The organism is Planococcus sp. RAB007_Raresut (genome assembly GCF_057369535.1).
Genome location: NZ_JBXYIF010000001.1, coordinates 461,658 through 478,492, shown reverse-complemented (window position 1 = coordinate 478,492; position 16,835 = coordinate 461,658). Strand labels below are relative to the sequence as shown.

Below are 16,835 nucleotides of genomic sequence, written 5' to 3'. Positions count from 1 at the left end.
ATCTGTTGTAATGAAATGGTCTTTTCCATAAGATGAAGTGAGACAGACGAATGGGGGAACTGAGTTGAGGTTTTTTTTTCTGGCAGTAATAGGATTGAGTGCAATATTGATTCTCTCTGCGTGCGGCAGCTCTGGGGTTAAGGATTTTTCATATACCGATCATCGAAATGAAACGATATCTATGGAAAAGTTAAAAGGAACGCCTTGGATTGCCACGTTCGCTTTCACTAGTTGTGAGACGGTTTGCCCGCCGATGATGTTCAATATGACCGAGATCCAAGAAGAATTGAAGGCTAGTGGTATTGAAGATTACAAAATTGTCGCCTTCAGCGTAGATCCTGCCGTAGACACGCCCGAAAAACTGAAGGAATATTTGACACAATTCTCGGTTCCGGATGAATCGAAATGGCATTTGCTGACGGGGTATACACCGGAACAAATAACGGAATTTGCCAGTGAAAATTTCGAGTCATTTGTCAAAAAGGATCCTAACAGCAATCAAGTTATCCATGGAACGTCTTTTTATTTGGTTGACCAGGAAGGAAAAGTAACAAATAATTACGACGGTTTTAAAGATGTACCGGTGGATGAGATACGAGAAGACCTTGAAAATTTGATTGAGAAGTAATGAAAAAAGCCGCCGATTCGAGTATCACTGAATCAGCGGCTTTTCGTTCATTATATTGTGAGATTCAAAAGATTTTTCCTCGACGAAGGCTAATATTTGCTTTTCATCAGGCGAAGAGAATTCAGTACAACGATTAACGTAGCACCCATGTCCGCAAAGATGGCCATCCAAAGTGTCAGCCAGCCTGGAATGATTAGCAATAACGCAAGTACTTTTAACCCCAATGCAAACGCAACATTCTGGTAAATAATCGCTAATGTTTTTCTGCTGAGGCCGATGGTGTAAGGCAGTTTATCCAAGTCATCTGCCATAAGGGCGATATCAGCGGTTTCGAGTGCTGTATCTGTGCCAGCGCCTCCCATGGCAATGCCTACCGTAGAACTCGCTAATGCCGGTGCATCGTTCACTCCGTCACCGACCATCGCTACTTTGCCGAACTGCTCGCGGAGTGATTTGATGGTTGCCAATTTATCTTCCGGCATCAAATCTGACTGGACATCTGTTAAATTGAGCTGTTTTCCGATGGCGTTTGCGGCAAGTTGATTGTCACCGGTCAACATGATTGTCTTTTGAATACCCAAGTCATACAGTTTTTGAATGATTGTGGAACTGCTTGGTCGGATTTGGTCTGCCACTGCAATATAGCCTTTGACTTCATCGCGGGATCCCAACAGCATAACCGTTTTGCCGACTGCCTGAAGAGTTTCCACTTCTTTTTGGATGTCACTGGACACCTTCAAGGTTTCTGCAAAAAGATTCGGGCTGCCGATATAATAGGTTTGATCTTTAATCTCTGCTTTTGCGCCTTTTCCGGTAATCGATTGGAAATTCTCCACTTCGGTTAATTCGATACTGGATTTTTCTGCTTTGCGCAAAATAGCAGAAGCTAAGGGATGCTGAGACATTTTTTCGATAGATGCTGCGGTTTCCAAAACTTCATCAACACTCATATCCGACAAGGAGATGATGTCAGTGACTTCAGGTGTTCCTTGTGTAAGTGTCCCGGTTTTATCAAAAGCAATGACATTTAAACGGCCGGTTTCTTCCAAATGAATGCCGCCTTTGATCAAAACACCATTTCTTGCAGCATTTCCGATCGCTGTTACAATCGCTACAGGCGTCGAAATGACGAGAGCACAAGGGCAGCCTACTACCAACACCGCAAGACCACGGTAAATCCATTCACTCCATTCACCGCCAAAAAGAAGAGGAGGGAGCACGGCAACCAACATCGAAATTACTAATATAGCAGGTGTATAATATTTTGCGAATTTATCCACGAATTGTTGGGAAGGTGCACGTTCTGCCTGTGCTTCCTCCACTAAATGAATAATCTTGGCGATAGTAGTATCTTCAGATTTTTTCGTTACCCGTACTTCCAATGCGCCTTCTTCATTGAGCGTGCCGGCAAACACTTCATCGCCGATTGCTTTATGGACAGGAACGGACTCCCCGGTGATGGCTGCTTGATTGATCGAGGAAGCGCCTTTGGCCACTTCTCCATCCATCGCCAGTTTCTGGCCGGGTTTGATGACCATAATGTCGCCGATTTGAATATCGTCCACATCAACTTCCAACTCTTGCGACCCACGTTTAATGATGGCTGTATTGGGGGCGATGTCCATGAGTGAACGGATAGAATTCCTTGCCTTGTCCATCGAATATGTTTCCAAAGCTTCGCTGATGGCAAACAAAAAAACAACTACTGCACCTTCGCCCCATTCGCCAATTGCGGCTGCTCCAATCACGGCGATGGTCATCAACGTGGTCATATCGAATTGGAGTGTTGCCAGATTTTTGACCCCTTCTTTAAAAAGGCTAAAGCCTCCAATTAGAATCGCCAAAGCGAAAAGTCCGATGGTCATTGTATGCTCTTCACCAACTTGAACGGAAGAAATGTATCCGAATATGAGAAAAAGAAGTGAAATCAGTGTGGCTTGATTTTCTCTCTTTTTCCAAAAAGGGTCTTTTTTTTCGATAATTCGTTGTTTTTCCGGATAAACCCGAATACCGTCGAAAGATCCTGCTCGTTCCAATTGTTCGATTGAAGCTTCACCAGCGACTGTAATTTTTGAAGCACCAAAGTTCAGTTTTACATCTTCGACTGTCGGAATTTCACGGATGTTTTTTTCGAATTTAGCGGCACAGTTCGTACAGGACAGGTTTTGCAGTTGGTAAACGTTCTGGTTTTCGCTCATTTATATCGATCCTCCTCAGCGTGTTCAAATGCAATTCGGACTAATTGATGTACGTGTTCGTCGGTAAGCGAATAGAAAACCAATTTCCCTCTCTTCTCATAATCCGCCAACCCCATATTCCGCAAGTAGCGAAGATGATGAGAAGCAGTAGCGGTGGTCGTTCCCAAAATATTTGCTACATCGCACACACATAGTTCCGGTTCCAGTGTTAGCGCATAAGCGATTTTTAAACGTGTTGCATCGGAAAGAGCCTTGAAAATTAGTTCTGCCCCTCGAATACCGACAAGTTTAGGCTGAACTCTTTCAATTACTTCTTCGTCATAACAAAAGGTTTGGCAAGCTTCTGGAGATTTGCTGATTTCAATTTCATTCATTGGTATCCACCTCATTCAAATGGTCATTTGATTATATTCAGTGTAGGAAAAATTCATTGCTTTGTCAATTCTAATATTCAAAGCATTGTTTTAATGTTAATCGATACTTGTTAAAATGAATGAGGCAAAGAAATTACTGTGAACATTGAATGACGTTATAGTCTGGTGCCTAATCATTAGAGAAGGGAGTACGAAAATGAAGAAAATCCTATTGTTAACGCTATTTATTTTATTGCTTTCGTCTACTGTCGTTTCCGCCCACACAGCATTGGAAGCGAGTTCACCCTCTGACGGAGAGGTAATGACTGAGGAACCGCGAGAAATTATACTGGAATTCAATACACCCCTGGAGGAAGCGAGCTCTTTTACAGTAGAAAATGCTGAAGGAGAGGAAATTCCTTTTGGCATTACGCTTGAGGAACAAAAAATGATCGGAACACTAGGGGCTGCCATGGCAGATGGTGAATATACCGTCAACTGGAAAATCATTGGAGCTGACGGACATCCGATTGAAGGGGCATATACTTTTACGGTGAAGACGGCGGAAGAAACGTTTCCTGCGGAAGAGAATGAGGAGACAGTGGAATCTGTCTCTGAAGATCCGGTGAAAGAAACTACGTCTCTGTTTGAGGAAGAGTCAATTGATCAAGAAGAGTCCTCTAATGCGCCATATGTGATGGTGATTGTGCTAATGGTATTAGCGGTAATTGCCGGGGGGACATTGATGTGGGCAGCGAAGAGAAGAGGGAATTAAATGATCTGGATTTACACAACCGAGACGCTGCTCTACCTTTGTTTTTCGCTTTTAATGGGCTCTTTGCTGATTCACCTGGTTCCTGACCACCGGAAACCGAAACTGCAAATCAACAAACGTGTTCTGCAGATTTCCATTTTGGGAATCGTTGTCTTGTCAGCGGCGCCTGTCATCCGACTGATTTTATTTTTATATGAAGATATAGGATTAATACTGACCATTCAAAATGTCATCGGGGAATTCGAGGTAGGACAAGCCTGGTCGATCACGTTGATTCTTTCAATCTTCTTTTATCTTTTTATATCTGTTACTCCTGTATTTGAAAAGAAAGTTTTCATCGGAATCTCTCTTCTTTTCACTTTAGGACTTCTTATGGCTTTGGGATGGGGAAGCCATGCCGCTTCCTTAACAGACTGGAGTGGGTTTGTTTTTCATACATTGCATTTTACAGCCGTGACTGTGTGGATGGGAATTCTGCTAACAGTGAGTTGGTTTTCAATTTCGTCCCAGAACTGGCTGCCGTTTCTTAAGTGGTTTACACCAGTCGCTCTTATTTGCCTGACGGTCATCGGCGCAAGCGGAATTTTCATTATGACATTGGCCGTTGAGATAGTGGAGTACCAGGATGCTTGGATGATGCCTTATGGTCAAGCAATTTTGATTAAACATTTGTTGGTCATCCCACTTTTGCTGTTTGCTTTTATAAACGGTATCCTAATCAGACGGAAGTTGCAGCGTGGTGACGAAATAAATCCAATACCATGGGCAAAAGCGGAAAGCCTGACCCTTCTCTTTATCTTTGCAGCAACAGGAGTATTGGGCCAACAAGAGCCTCCTCACTCTATCGAAGCATATTTGAAAGGGAACGGGGCATCTAAGCTTTTTGAATATTTACATGGAGGTCCAATTGATCCTGCCATGCACCTGCAATTCGATTTCAATTTGCTGGGACTGTTTTTTTTGATGCTGGGGTTTGCTTTCGGCGCGCTTGTTATTTATTGCTACAAGCAAAAAGTACCTGCCTATCTTTCGGTGATAATGGGATTATTTTGTGTCTTAGCTTTCCATGTAGGTTTAATGTCAAGTATTCAATAAGTAACCAACTACAGAAAAGAGGATGGAAATGGAAAAGAAAAATAAAAAAAATAATTCTGGAATGAAATGGGCGGTTCTGGCGACTGTTGTGGCATTAGGAATTATTACGGCAATTGTAATTGCAATGAATCAGCAAGAAGCACCGGTTATGGAAACAGCACAAACGGATATAGCCGGTCAGCCGACTCTGGGTGAAAGTGATGCACCAGTGACGGTGGTCGAATTTGGCGATTTTAAGTGCCCATCCTGTAAAGCTTGGGGAGAAATGATTTACCCTCAATTGGTTGAGGACTATGTCAATACAGGAGAAGTGGAATTTGCTTATATCAACGTCTTTTTCCATGGAAATGAATCAGTTTTAGGTTCTTTGGCTGCAGAATCTGTTTTCGAGCATAGTCCGGAAGCATATTGGGATTTCCATAAAGCATTATTCGCGGCACAACCGGTTGAAGATCATGATGCTGCCTGGATTACACCTGAGAAAGTGTTAGAAGTGGCATCGTCATTCTCTGCCATTGATCAAGCACAGTTACAAGAAGATATAGAGCAAGTGGCGCAGCAAGAAGAACTTGCAACAGATGAAGCCTTAGTGGAGGAAGCTGGGGTTACTCAAACACCGACTATTGTAATCAATGGTCAAAAACTTGAAGATCCGTTTGATTACGATGCAATAAAAGCCTTAATTGATCAAGAATTGGCAGGTGGAGAGTAATGGAAGAAACAAAGACCGAATCTCGAATAAATGGCATGCTGCTTTACGGAGCATGGTTCGTTTCATTAATTGCCATGCTCGGAAGCCTGTATTTCAGTGAAATCAAGGGCTTCATCCCTTGTGAACTTTGCTGGTACCAACGGATTTCGATGTATCCATTGGTTCTGATTTTAGGGATGGCGACATTCAAGTATGACCTGAAGGTACCCCGTTATGTTTTGCCTTTGTCTCTTTTAGGAGGAAGCATCTCCGTCTTGCATTACCTTGAACAGAAAGTGCCGGGATTCGGCGGGATAAAGCCTTGTGTGAATGGTGTTCCGTGTAGTTCGGAGTATATCAACTGGATGGGATTCATTACCATTCCATTTTTGGCATTTACAGCTTTTCTATTGATTTCCATTGCGATGCTGATACTGACGTTTAGAAGAAAAGATGTTTGATTTTCATTCATTTTTAATCATTTTTCTGCTGAATTGGGAAGATGAATAAAAGTAATCGGTCAAACTAATTAAGAAAAAATAATATCACAGAATTAATAAGGGAGGGAGGCAGGAAAAGGACAATTTACTGCTTGGAGGAGAGATATGAGACACCGTTTTGCTTTATATACGGCTTACATGACCGTATTCGCCCTAATTTTAGGAAACTTAGTTGTAGCAACAAATGCTGGTGATGCATGTGGAACAGACTGGCCGATATGCAACGGAAAAATTATTCCCGATTTTACCCAATATAAAGTACTGATTGAATATTCCCATCGCGTATTTACCAGCTTATTGGGTTTCGTAATCCTGCTTAATTTTATAGTTGCATGGAAAAGAAGACACCCAAAAGAATCTTCAGTTAAAGTATGGGCGCTACTCACAATGATCCTACTGCTAGTCCAGTCACTGGTTGGCGCGCTGAATGTAGTGTGGGGAACGCCACCCGGTTTTACCACAATAGACGTGACCATCAGTCTGTTTCTGTTAATGAGCACTGTTTTTTTAACAACAGCGTTACAGCGTACGCGCATCCGCTCAGATGAAAAAGCCCGAGCAGAAAACAGCCGCTATCGCATCCTAATTACACCGGCGTTTTTGGCGTTCAGTCTGTTTTTCCTGGAAATCATTGTAGGAGCTTTCTACAAACACAGTGGAGCCAGCAAAATTTTGCACAACATCGCTGCCAACGAATTACTGATAAGTTCGGCTTCCCTCTCGCAATTCATTTACAATGTCCATGGAATAAGCAATGCAATCATCCTGATTAGCGCAGCGTATTTGCTGTTCTGGTCCGTCCGTCGCCGAGTACTTGTTAAAGAGTCGGTTTCATTTTTTGTGCTCCTGGTTTTAAATGGGGTAACAGGCTACTTAACACAAATCTCAGGACTTGAAGGATGGACTTCTTCTTTGCATATGATTATTGTCATTGTAACCGTGTTTCAAGGGGCATATCTACTTTCAAAATCTTATTTTGGTCCCTATTATATAGCTAAGTTAGCGGCGGACGGAATTTAAGAGTGCAATTAACATATTTATTTGCAAGTAACAGTAGAGCATACGTTTCGGCACCGTCATCAATCCTATCCAGCTCAATGTGGAACGATAGGCACAATTAATACACTGGAGGTGTCCGCATGGCAGAAGTCAGTTTACTCCTCGCTTTCGGCGCAGGACTTTTATCGTTCATCTCTCCTTGTTCCCTTCCCTTGTACCCGGCTTTTCTATCCTATATTACCGGGGTGTCAGTCAATGACCTAAAAGCTGGAAAGGGAATGATGAGGAGCACGGCTTTGATTCACACTATTTTATTTTTATTCGGGTTTTCCATCATTTTTTTAGCATTGGGCTTGTCAACGTCACTTATTGGAAACTTTTTCTTGGAATATCAAGTCCTTTTACGACAGCTTGGCGCCATTTTGATGGTGTTTTTCGGTTTGGTCTTAACCGGGATTTTAAAATTCGATTTTCTGCTTTCGGATAAGAAGTTTCAATTTCAGAAAAGGCCATCCGGATACGTGGGTTCTGTCTTGATCGGCATCGGTTTCGCAGCTGGATGGACGCCGTGTACCGGTCCCATACTGGCGGGCGTGATTGCGCTAGGTGTCGCAGATCCGGACCGGGGACTTCTCTACATGCTATTTTATGTCCTCGGGTTTTCGATCCCTTTTCTCCTGATGTCATTATTTATTGAGAAAATGAGCTTCTTAAAGAAAAGAAGTGCTCTTTTCATGTCAGTTGGCGGGGCACTGATGATTCTAATGGGTGTTTTACTCTACTTTGATATGATGACTGAAATTATTAATTTCCTATCGCAGTTTACGGGTGGATTCACTGGGTTCTAATAAATCAGCAAGATTAATTAAGAAAAAGGAGGTTTCGAATACATGGCTACAAAAAAGAAGAATCGTTTATTCATGAGGACAGCCATTCTGCTTGTCATGGTAGGCGCTATTGCTTTTACCATCTATAACGGGGTGATAAAGGAGAAAAATGAATTGCTGCAGGTTGGCGATCAGGCACCAGATTTTGCACTGACTGATTTGAACGGGGATCGGCATCAGCTGTCTGATTATAAAGGCCAAGGGGTGTTTGTGAACTTTTGGGGGACTTGGTGCAAACCGTGTGAGAAAGAGTTTCCACTGATGGACAGACAGTATCAAGTTTACAAAGATCAAGGTGTGCAGATACTGGCCGTCAACATTGCCCAGTCCGATTATGAAGTGGAACAATATGCTGAACGGAAAAACTTAACATTTCCAATTGTCATCGACAAAGATAAAAGCGTAATGCAAGCTTACAATATTCGGCCACTTCCAACGACGATCCTGGTGAATCCAGAAGGAGCAATCGTGAAAATCATAACTGGTGAGATGTCTGAGGAGGATATTATAAACTATATGGAACTAATCAAACCCAGCTAATTCAAGTTGAAATCTTAGAACCAGCGTGAGGACCGAATTATCAAAGCGATGCAAATAAAAGTTGCAGGATTTTCAGACTGAATAGACTAACAGAAAAAGTGGTGGCAAGTTTGAGGAAAAGGAAGTCAAAAGTAACAAAAAGACCAGAAGCCACGAAAAGTAGATGGTTTGGCAATCTTAGTCGTTTTACCGCTGTCCTGTTTATAATAATAATTTTTTCATCGGTTCTCTTCTTCAGCATAACAAGTGATAATCCGGTTAAAAACTTTGCTCAACAAATGTTCGAGCCGGAAATGCCAAAGGAAAACATTCCACTTTATAAGGAAGCTGCGAATGCATACGATATCCCTTGGACCTTATTGGCTGCACACCATCGCGTGGAAACCAAATTCTCTGCCATGGATCCTCTTTTGTCACCAGTCGGTGCGGAAGGGCATATGCAATTTATGCCATGTACATTTGTCGGATGGAGTCATCCGACCTGCAAGGATTTGGGGAAGGGCAACATAAGCGAAAGTGAAAAAACGGATCCTGCTATCATTCAGGAATATGGCGGGTACGGAGTGGATGGCAATAAGGACGGGATAGCAGATCCGTATGATCTGCAAGATGCATTATACAGTGCAGCTAATTATTTATCCCAGCATGGCGCCTCTGAAGGGGATCTGGAGCAGGCGATCTCCACCTATAATCACAGTGATGAGTATTTGAAAGACGTACTCTTCTATTACTATAAATACGAAGAACAGTATTAAAAAGAATAAACAGCTTCACAATTATGTTAAATGCAGGACAATACAAAAAGGGCAGATGTGCTGGAGCCAGCCATCTGTCCTCTTTGTATTGCTAATATTAATCGCCAAGCAAAAGTTCACCGTTTTCTTTATCATAGAACCGCAATAAATCTCCCGCAATAATCGATTCCGAGTACTGCAGTTCTGTAAGAGCCTGTTCGATGTAAGGCGCACATAACTGTTTATCAACCTCTTCAGCAGTACCATTCTCATAACAAATATTTTCTGCAAAGACGTATTGATCAGTTACAAAGCGTCCATCGCGAAAGATAACAAATTCCTCTCGCTCTTCTGAAAACAAATCATCGCCGAACTGCAAATCTGTCGAAGTATCGATGCCCATCAAGCTAAGGATTGTCGGACGCATATCGATTTGACCGCCAATTTCTTCATTGATACCGCCTTTCCCTGAACCGGGAATGTGGACGAAAAATGGTACCCGTTGCAGCTTGGCAGACTCATAAGGTGTAATTTCCTTGCCCATGTATTGGGCCATGGCTTCGTTATGATTTTCTGAAATCCCATAATGGTCACCATACATTACAATGACGGAATTTTCATAAAGCCCATTTTCTTTCAACTCCTCGAACAAGGACTTAACAGCCTCATCCAAGTAACGAACTGTTTGGAAATAGCGGTTCAACGTCCCCGAATTCGAGTCAAACGCATCAATCATCTTATCTTCTTCGTCCAGCGTAAATGGGTAATGGTTAGTCAAGGTAATTAAGCGGCTGTAGAAAGGCTCCTGCATTTCAGTCATATTCGCAACAGATTGTTCAAAGAAAGGAATATCCTTCAAGCCCCAGTTGACGGCTTGGCCTTTTTCTACAGTAAAGCTGTCCAAATCTAAAAATTCATCGATGCTCAGTGAGTCATACATCATGTCACGATTCCAGAAACTTTTCGTATTCGCGTGTTGCACACTGGTGGAATAGCCCTTGCTTCCAAGCTTTTCAGCCATGGAATTAAATGTATTTCCACTATGAGTGAAGAATACGGCACCGCCGCTTCGAGGATACAAGGACGTTTCCAGCAGAAATTCGGAATCTGAAGTTTTCCCAAGCCCAGTTTGATGATAGAAGTTTGGGAAATAAATAGTGTCTTCATCTTCGGTCAATTCATTCAAGAAAGGTGTGATGGTTTGTCCGTTCATTTCATTATTGATCGGAAACGACTGCATGGATTCCAAGGCTACTATAATCAGGTTTTTTCCTTCGGCTATACCCGACATTTCAGCTGACGGAGCTATTTGATTGCTGCGTATATAATTATTCACCTCCACCAGATCCGAACTCTCAGCGAATGTTCGCTGTACCTGAGAACGGGACTGGATAAAAAGATCGTAGAGGTGATAGTTGTACATCCCTAAATTCTTCACCAGCATTTCCCGGTCAAAACTGCGTGTCAGAAGTTGAGGTCTTTCCGTTTCAGCCAGGCCCAAGTTCAAGAAAAGCACAGCGGCAGATAAGATGAAATAGACCTTACGCTGAACCGCAGAGGATGTTGTCTCCCGGGTTTTTATTCGAATAAATTTGATGGCCAGCAACAATACAATAACATCGATGAAATAAAATACATCGGTAATGTAAATGCTGGCTACTGTACTTGCACCAAGATCACCGAAGTTATCTGTCTGAAAGAGAACAGGCAATGTAATAAAGTCAGTGAAAAATCGATAGAAGACGACATTTCCATACAAAATACCGGAAGTAAGAAGAGATGCAATGAATAAATAACGGTTTTGATTTTTCACACTTTTTAAAAACAGGGACAGTCCATAAAAAAATAACAATAAACTTAAAGGACTCAAAAAAAGGATGAGTTCCTGAAGGGGATTATCGATTGGAATTGAAAAACTGGTTTTATAAACTGTATAAGTTTTGAGCCAGGTTGCAACGATAGCGAGTGCCAAGATTGAATGCTTTGGCCATTCTTTTTTTAACATGAAAATTCTCCTTTGTAATTCTGTCGGGAAAGAGTTTCTCGATTTTCAGTTAATGATGAAAGTCTTGAGACTTCTGGCAGGCATTTTGCGCCAGCCTAGTAACTCAAGGTAACATTCTGTGTTTAATAAATTGTCTTTAGCGTAACATAAGTACAACGAAAAATCGTTTCCAGCAGGTTCAGTTCAGTCCTTCAATAGTATATGTTTTTATGTGATTAATTGTAAAAAGAAGAAAGCGTGAAGTATCTTGTGTAGATGACTAAACAAGGAGTTCTTATAGCATCCAAAGTTAACATATGATCGCTTATCGGAAGAAAAGAGGCTCAAGTACCAGTCTCATATTTTTTGTCTATGAAAGTGTAGTTTTACAAAATTTTTTCTAACACTAATTTATTGATCAATAAAGGAAATATTTAGTAATACCTCGAATCTATTTAAGTAGTATCCACTGTTTTTGTTAAAGATTGGAACCAAACAAAGAACAGGTTGGGTTCAAGGATTGGAGTGAAGTAGATGCAGGAACTCGATGTGGCATTCGACCTTTTCGATAAAGGAGAATTTCAGCAAGCCGAAGAGATCTATCTTTCATGTTTGAGAAGCATACCCGATAAAACCTCAACGTCCTATAAGGCGGCTTTAAATGGACTTGGCTATGTCAAAAGCTTTCAAGGGCAGTTTGGAAAAGCCACTGTATACTATCAGGAACTACTGGAGATTTCTAAGAGGGAATCCAACTTGAAAGAAGAAGCGATGGCTCTGCATCAATTGGGAATGGTGGAGCGAATGGCTGGAAATTATCAACTGGCCGCGGACTTTTTTGCTACTGAAGGTGAAATTTGGGCTCGTCATTTCCCCGACTTCTACGTTGGCTTTGCTGCCAACTTTTATGAACGGGGTTCCATCGCCATAAAAGAGAAAAAGTACACGGAAGCAACCATCCTATTGAATCAATCGCTGGAATATGCGGTCTTGGCGGAAAGTTTGGTAGCCCAAGGCTGTGCGTATAGAGGGATGGGGGAATTAGGAGTAGTTACATCCCAGTTTAATGAAGCAGAAAATGCTTTCCAAAAAGCCCTCTCAGCATTTAAAGAAGCTGAAGATCGTGTAGCTGTAGAGGAAATTCAAGGTTTATTGGAACTGCATGGAGATGAGGTATCGAAAGAGGGAGAAGCATAGAATGACCATTAGAAGCGTTCAGGAAGAAGAATTCGAGATTATATCGGGGCTGTTAATGAACATGGGAAAAGTGGAAACACGAGGTTTGCAAGAACGATTTAAAGAAACTGTGCAGAACCCAAACTATATGTTTATTGGTGTATTTCGCGGAGGACAAGCGGTAGGTTATGCGATAGCGCAAGATTATGGCTTCCACCTGCGCCTTGGAAAAAAAACTTGTCGATTGCATGATTTATATATCTTGCCTGAACACAGGAGGGAAGGACTTGCACGTCAGCTGATGGAAGCGACGTGTGATTGGTGCAAATCGGTCAATGCAACGTGGCTCCAATGGAATGCCAGCAAGGAATCGGTTCACTTCTATGAAAGGATTGGATGCAAGAGCTTAGGGTACGATGAAGAAACACCCGAGTTTGAGATTGAATTTAATAAATAATAATACTATATTAGTTAACATTTCATGAGGTTACCGTAAGTTGTTTAAATATAATATGAGGAAAGAATCAAAGCCCTTTTCGTTGATCCTTTTTTTGACCCTTTTTTGAATCCATACAAAAAAACGCCATGTATTGAACTTTGGGTATTTCCATCCCCTTTTTCAATGCAAGGCGTTTTTAGTTGTTTTATGTTTTTAGGTCCGTGCCCCTGGTTACTGCATATAACAATCGGGACGTTTTTTCCTTGCACACTTTATCCTGTCGCTCAATTTCTCCATCTGTCCTTTAAATGGCTAATACACTTCAACTTGCCCCATCATGCCATTATCTTCATGTTCCAAAATATGGCAATGGAAAACGAAAATACCTTCTTCAGGGAACGTGACAAGTAATTTCACCCTTTCACCAGGCTCGACCAGCACGCTATCTTTTAACCCTTGTTCGTTCGGCTGGGGTTCCTTGCCATCACGGGAAATGATTTTGAATTGAGTGCCGTGAATATGGAAGGGGTGGATCATGCCGCCCATCATATCCGGCTTATTGTAAACTTCCCATACTTCCGTAACGCCTTGTTCCTGGCGCAGATCGATGCGGTCCGGATCAAATTTCTTGCCGTTGATCGTCACCATATCCATCATTCCGAACAACTCAATTTCCTTCGCGACAGGCATCGCCTTTTCCTGTTCGCTCAGGAATGGCTCATCCGCTGTCCACGTTTCAGCCGAACCAGCCGGAGAATCATCGAGAGCTACATCAAACGGCAGTAATTCTGCGCCTTCCTCATTGATGATGGCCAGGGACTCCTCATCAGTCATGGATGAAAAGTCGATCAGAATCTCAGCGCGCTCCGAAGCGGCTAGTGTCAGCGTCTCGGTTTCAACCGGTTCATCCAGCAAGCTACCATCAGAAGCAATTTGCGTGAAGCTGGCGCCGTTGCTCAAGCGGAATGTGTAATTTCGCGCATTCGCTCCGTTCAAAAGCCGAAAGCGCATGACGGGTTTAGTGACGGTCAGTTTGGGATTAACGGTTCCATTGACGATAGAGGTATCGCCTAAGGTTCCGTCAACATCCATGAGGCTATCGTAGTTCAATTGCTTGTTTTCATCAAACAAGCGGTCCTGGAAAATGAGGGGGATATCATCAACTCCGTACTCATTAGGAAGCTCGGGCTCAGAGCCAGATGCCTCATCAATGAGCAGCATCCCGGAAAGGCCTTTGAAAACTTGTTCAGCTGTTGAGCCATGGACATGGGGATGGTACCACAGGGTGGCAGCCGGCTGATCCGCTTCTAAAGTGATGATTTGGCTGTCACCCGGCTGGATATCACCGCGTGGGCCGCCATCTATTTCACCAGGAACTTCAAGACCGTGCCAATGGAATGTTGTCGGCTCATCCAATTCATTTGTGATTTTGACAGTTACACGTTCGCCTTCTTCCAGCCTAAGCGTGGGACCCAGCAGATTGCCGTTATACCCGTAGGTGTCAGTCGAGACGCCCTCGAAAAATTCAGTGGCGCCTTCCTGGGCGGTAACTTCATAATCGAATTCTTGGCCTTGTTGCTTTTCCAAGACAGGGGGGATAAGCAGCTCGTTAATCCCTTCGGAGGATTCGAGGGACGGCACATTCCCATGGTCCATCGCGCCTTCTTGATTCATGCCGCCCATGCTCTGACCATCCATATTTCCATTGCTCATCGGTGACTCCTGTGATTGTTTAGAACTTTCATTGTCGCTGCAGCCCATTAAGATGAAACTGAGGGCGACTGAACCTAAAATCATTTTTCTCATTTCTTTGATTTCCTTTCATTGCAAGTATTTTTAGGTGAATCTTTAAGCTTTGTTTGCAGGAAGCTTATTCATTTGCCGGCGGCATGTAGGGATACTGCTGGCATTGAGGAACCGAGCAAGCTCGCGCAGAGCTGATTGTGATGTTTAATGAAGTCTAGTAGATACGATACATACAAAAAGGATTTATCTACTTTCACGTAAATCTGGGCTCTCTCAGCATTTTCTGTTCGATAATCGGGTGAGAGATTTAAAATTTTCTCGCTTATCCTCCATTCTATGATTTTATTAATGCAGTATACGCGCAATTTGTTGAAAAAGTATGGAGAAATAAGTGAAAAGAATATTTTTATCAATCGAGTAAGCATCAAGAATGAGATTCAAACAAACCAGCAATATGATGAGCCACATTTGTTGAACAGAAATTGTAACAATCAATCGATAATATGTGCATAAAAAAGCAAACGATTTCAGAAAAACCGTTCGTCTCTGGTATTTTTCATTGATCCGAAGAGTAGAACGCCTCATATATTTTGCCGATTTTTCGTTTAAATTCCTCTACATGAACAATTCTAGCTTCTCTTAGCATCTCTTTTCCATCAGCAAATAAAATGAGGACCGGTACTGTGAAAATAGAGAGAAAACCGACAAGTTCGGGAATGTCCTCGGCATTTGCAAGACTTGTTTGGATACGCGGAAAGTCATGCATAACTTCCTCCACCTGAGGAAGTAAACCGTGGCAGACACTTCAATGAGTTGTTAAGACATAGAGAAACTGCAATCCCGGTTCTTCACTAAAAGACTTCACTTCTTCCATTGAGGCAAGTTCTTTCATTTTTTCACTCCTAAATTCTTTTTACTTATATACCCTCTTTGGAGAAGGTAAAGCGACTAAGGAGAGCGGAAGGTTTTATCCGTGGAGGCTCATTTATACCCTTCAAAGTAGGAAGACAATTGAGAGCAGGCTTTGAATATGCGATCCCCAGATGGGCGAAAGGTTATCAAATGGGTTTCAAATTTGTCTGGATATAATTAACTTACTTTATATGCTCCGGATTCTATTCGCTTTGCCAGATGTATTTGATTCATCAAACTTTAGAGGCCAATGATTTCATAAATAAATGAAAGAAGAAAAATTCAGGAGTTCAGTACTCTGTTAACATCCGACTTATAGGAGAAGCAGGGACGGTAGTGATCCTTAAAGTTAAAGTTTGAGTCGTGCAGCTAATCGGCTGGCACGAGTCCGGTATGGCACCTGGCTCATGCCAGCCGATTTTTGTTTAATTCGTTCGACTTGAGTTGACAATTTGCATAGTAAAAAAGAAAGTATAGATTTAAATAACCCTTATTTTCAAGGTGCTTTTATGGTTTTTGACAAAGGTAATTAAAAGACTTGACAACAACCGATTACAAATGTAAACTAATAACATGAAGTCGATTACAAATGTAAGCTTTTATGAGGCTTTTACAAATAGTGATGACAGATGGAAATTATGACCACCTGCCGGATTACAACTGCTAAAGAAGAAAGGGAGTGAAATCATGCATACTGAAGCCGATTTTAAAATTACCGATTCCGAATGGGAAATCATGCGTGTCGTTTGGGCGCAAGAGACCGTTACCAGCAAAGAAGTCAGGGAAGTGTTGCAGCAAAAAAGGGACTGGAAGCCGGCGACGACTAAAACGTTCATTGGAAGGCTTGTAACTAAAGGCATGCTTCATACCGAAATAGACGGAAAGAAGTTTATCTATTCCGCTACGGTCAGTGAAAGAGACTTTATCAAGAGTACCCTCTATGAAACATTCGAGAATATCTGCAATAGAGACGTAGGCAATACAATCGTTGACTTAATTTCAAAAGCAACGTTGAGTTTTCAGGATATCGAAAAATTGGAAAAGGCACTTGAATTGAAGAAAAAAGAGGCCGTTGAAGAAGTCCCGTGCAGTTGTGTTCCCGGACAGTGTAAATGCAAGGGTCATACTTGTTCATCGAGGCACTAAACTGGCACCGAAAAGAAAAAGGTGAAAAAGGA

General features: G+C 42.2%; 17 protein-coding genes. 12 read left to right on the top strand and 5 right to left on the bottom strand.

Annotation, left to right across the window (positions count from 1 at the left end):
* The first annotated feature begins 37 nt into the window (after nt 1-37).
* Complete coding sequence (locus AC2Q9J_RS02355) at nt 38-628, top strand: SCO family protein (protein ID WP_345740452.1); 591 nt, start codon at nt 38-40, stop codon at nt 626-628.
* 89 nt (nt 629-717) lie between these two features.
* On the opposite strand, the gene AC2Q9J_RS02350 is transcribed toward AC2Q9J_RS02355, so the two are convergent.
* Entirely contained in the window at nt 718-2,826 is a 2,109-nt protein-coding gene (locus AC2Q9J_RS02350; protein ID WP_282019641.1) for a heavy metal translocating P-type ATPase, read from the bottom strand.
* Nucleotides 2,823-3,200 (bottom strand): ArsR/SmtB family transcription factor, encoded by a 378-nt coding sequence (locus AC2Q9J_RS02345; RefSeq protein WP_282019642.1) that lies wholly within the window; start codon nt 3,198-3,200, stop codon nt 2,823-2,825. The genes AC2Q9J_RS02350 and AC2Q9J_RS02345 overlap by 4 nt, the downstream gene beginning before the upstream one ends.
* Nucleotides 3,201-3,396: 196 nt before the next feature.
* Here AC2Q9J_RS02345 and AC2Q9J_RS02340 point away from each other — a divergent pair, with 196 nt between their 5' ends.
* The 8 genes from AC2Q9J_RS02340 (at nt 3,397) to AC2Q9J_RS02305 (ending at nt 9,421) form a co-directional block, all read left to right on the top strand.
* The gene (locus AC2Q9J_RS02340; protein ID WP_282019643.1) at nt 3,397-3,954 is read left to right on the top strand and encodes a copper resistance CopC family protein; all 558 of its coding nucleotides are present in this window, start codon (nt 3,397-3,399) and stop codon (nt 3,952-3,954) included.
* On the top strand, nt 3,955-5,049 hold the full coding sequence (locus tag AC2Q9J_RS02335) for a CopD family protein (RefSeq protein WP_282019644.1): 1,095 nt from the start codon (nt 3,955-3,957) through the stop codon (nt 5,047-5,049).
* A 28-nt stretch (nt 5,050-5,077) separates the two neighbouring features.
* A complete protein-coding gene (locus AC2Q9J_RS02330) occupies nt 5,078-5,761 on the top strand; it encodes a DsbA family protein (protein ID WP_282019645.1) in 684 nt (227 codons plus the stop codon).
* Nucleotides 5,761-6,201 carry a disulfide oxidoreductase gene (locus tag AC2Q9J_RS02325; RefSeq protein WP_282019646.1) on the top strand — a complete coding sequence of 147 codons (441 nt, stop codon included), beginning with the start codon at nt 5,761-5,763 and terminating at the stop codon, nt 6,199-6,201. Before AC2Q9J_RS02330 ends, AC2Q9J_RS02325 begins: the two co-directional genes overlap by 1 nt.
* A 144-nt stretch (nt 6,202-6,345) precedes the next feature.
* On the top strand, nt 6,346-7,260 hold the full coding sequence (locus tag AC2Q9J_RS02320) for a COX15/CtaA family protein (RefSeq protein WP_499036876.1): 915 nt from the start codon (nt 6,346-6,348) through the stop codon (nt 7,258-7,260).
* Between the two features lie 119 nt (nt 7,261-7,379).
* Nucleotides 7,380-8,087 (top strand): cytochrome c biogenesis CcdA family protein, encoded by a 708-nt coding sequence (locus AC2Q9J_RS02315; RefSeq protein WP_101803391.1) that lies wholly within the window; start codon nt 7,380-7,382, stop codon nt 8,085-8,087.
* 42 nt (nt 8,088-8,129) lie between these two features.
* The gene (resA, locus tag AC2Q9J_RS02310) at nt 8,130-8,666 is read left to right on the top strand and encodes a thiol-disulfide oxidoreductase ResA (protein ID WP_282019648.1); all 537 of its coding nucleotides are present in this window, start codon (nt 8,130-8,132) and stop codon (nt 8,664-8,666) included.
* 239 nt (nt 8,667-8,905) lie between these two features.
* On the top strand, nt 8,906-9,421 hold the full coding sequence (locus AC2Q9J_RS02305; RefSeq protein WP_282019864.1) for a lytic transglycosylase domain-containing protein: 516 nt from the start codon (nt 8,906-8,908) through the stop codon (nt 9,419-9,421).
* A 97-nt stretch (nt 9,422-9,518) separates the two neighbouring features.
* Here AC2Q9J_RS02305 and AC2Q9J_RS02300 read toward each other — a convergent pair whose 3' ends face one another.
* Nucleotides 9,519-11,405 (bottom strand): LTA synthase family protein, encoded by a 1,887-nt coding sequence (locus AC2Q9J_RS02300; protein ID WP_499036874.1) that lies wholly within the window; start codon nt 11,403-11,405, stop codon nt 9,519-9,521.
* 513 nt (nt 11,406-11,918) lie between these two features.
* On the opposite strand from AC2Q9J_RS02300, the gene AC2Q9J_RS02295 reads away from it, so the two are divergent.
* A complete protein-coding gene (locus AC2Q9J_RS02295) occupies nt 11,919-12,581 on the top strand; it encodes a tetratricopeptide repeat protein (protein ID WP_281863759.1) in 663 nt (220 codons plus the stop codon).
* A gap of 1 nt (nt 12,582) precedes the next feature.
* Nucleotides 12,583-13,017, top strand: a complete 435-nt coding sequence (locus tag AC2Q9J_RS02290) for a GNAT family N-acetyltransferase (RefSeq protein WP_282019650.1) — start codon at nt 12,583-12,585, stop codon at nt 13,015-13,017.
* 294 nt (nt 13,018-13,311) lie between these two features.
* Here AC2Q9J_RS02290 and AC2Q9J_RS02285 read toward each other — a convergent pair whose 3' ends face one another.
* Nucleotides 13,312-14,805, bottom strand: a complete 1,494-nt coding sequence (locus AC2Q9J_RS02285) for a multicopper oxidase family protein (protein ID WP_101803398.1) — start codon at nt 14,803-14,805, stop codon at nt 13,312-13,314.
* Nucleotides 14,806-15,301: 496 nt separating this feature from the next.
* Nucleotides 15,302-15,511, bottom strand: a complete 210-nt coding sequence (locus AC2Q9J_RS02280; protein ID WP_233208658.1) for a YbbN family protein — start codon at nt 15,509-15,511, stop codon at nt 15,302-15,304.
* Between the two features lie 833 nt (nt 15,512-16,344).
* Here AC2Q9J_RS02280 and AC2Q9J_RS02275 point away from each other — a divergent pair.
* The gene (locus AC2Q9J_RS02275) at nt 16,345-16,803 is read left to right on the top strand and encodes a CopY/TcrY family copper transport repressor (protein WP_101803399.1); all 459 of its coding nucleotides are present in this window, start codon (nt 16,345-16,347) and stop codon (nt 16,801-16,803) included.
* Nucleotides 16,804-16,835 lie beyond the last annotated feature (32 nt).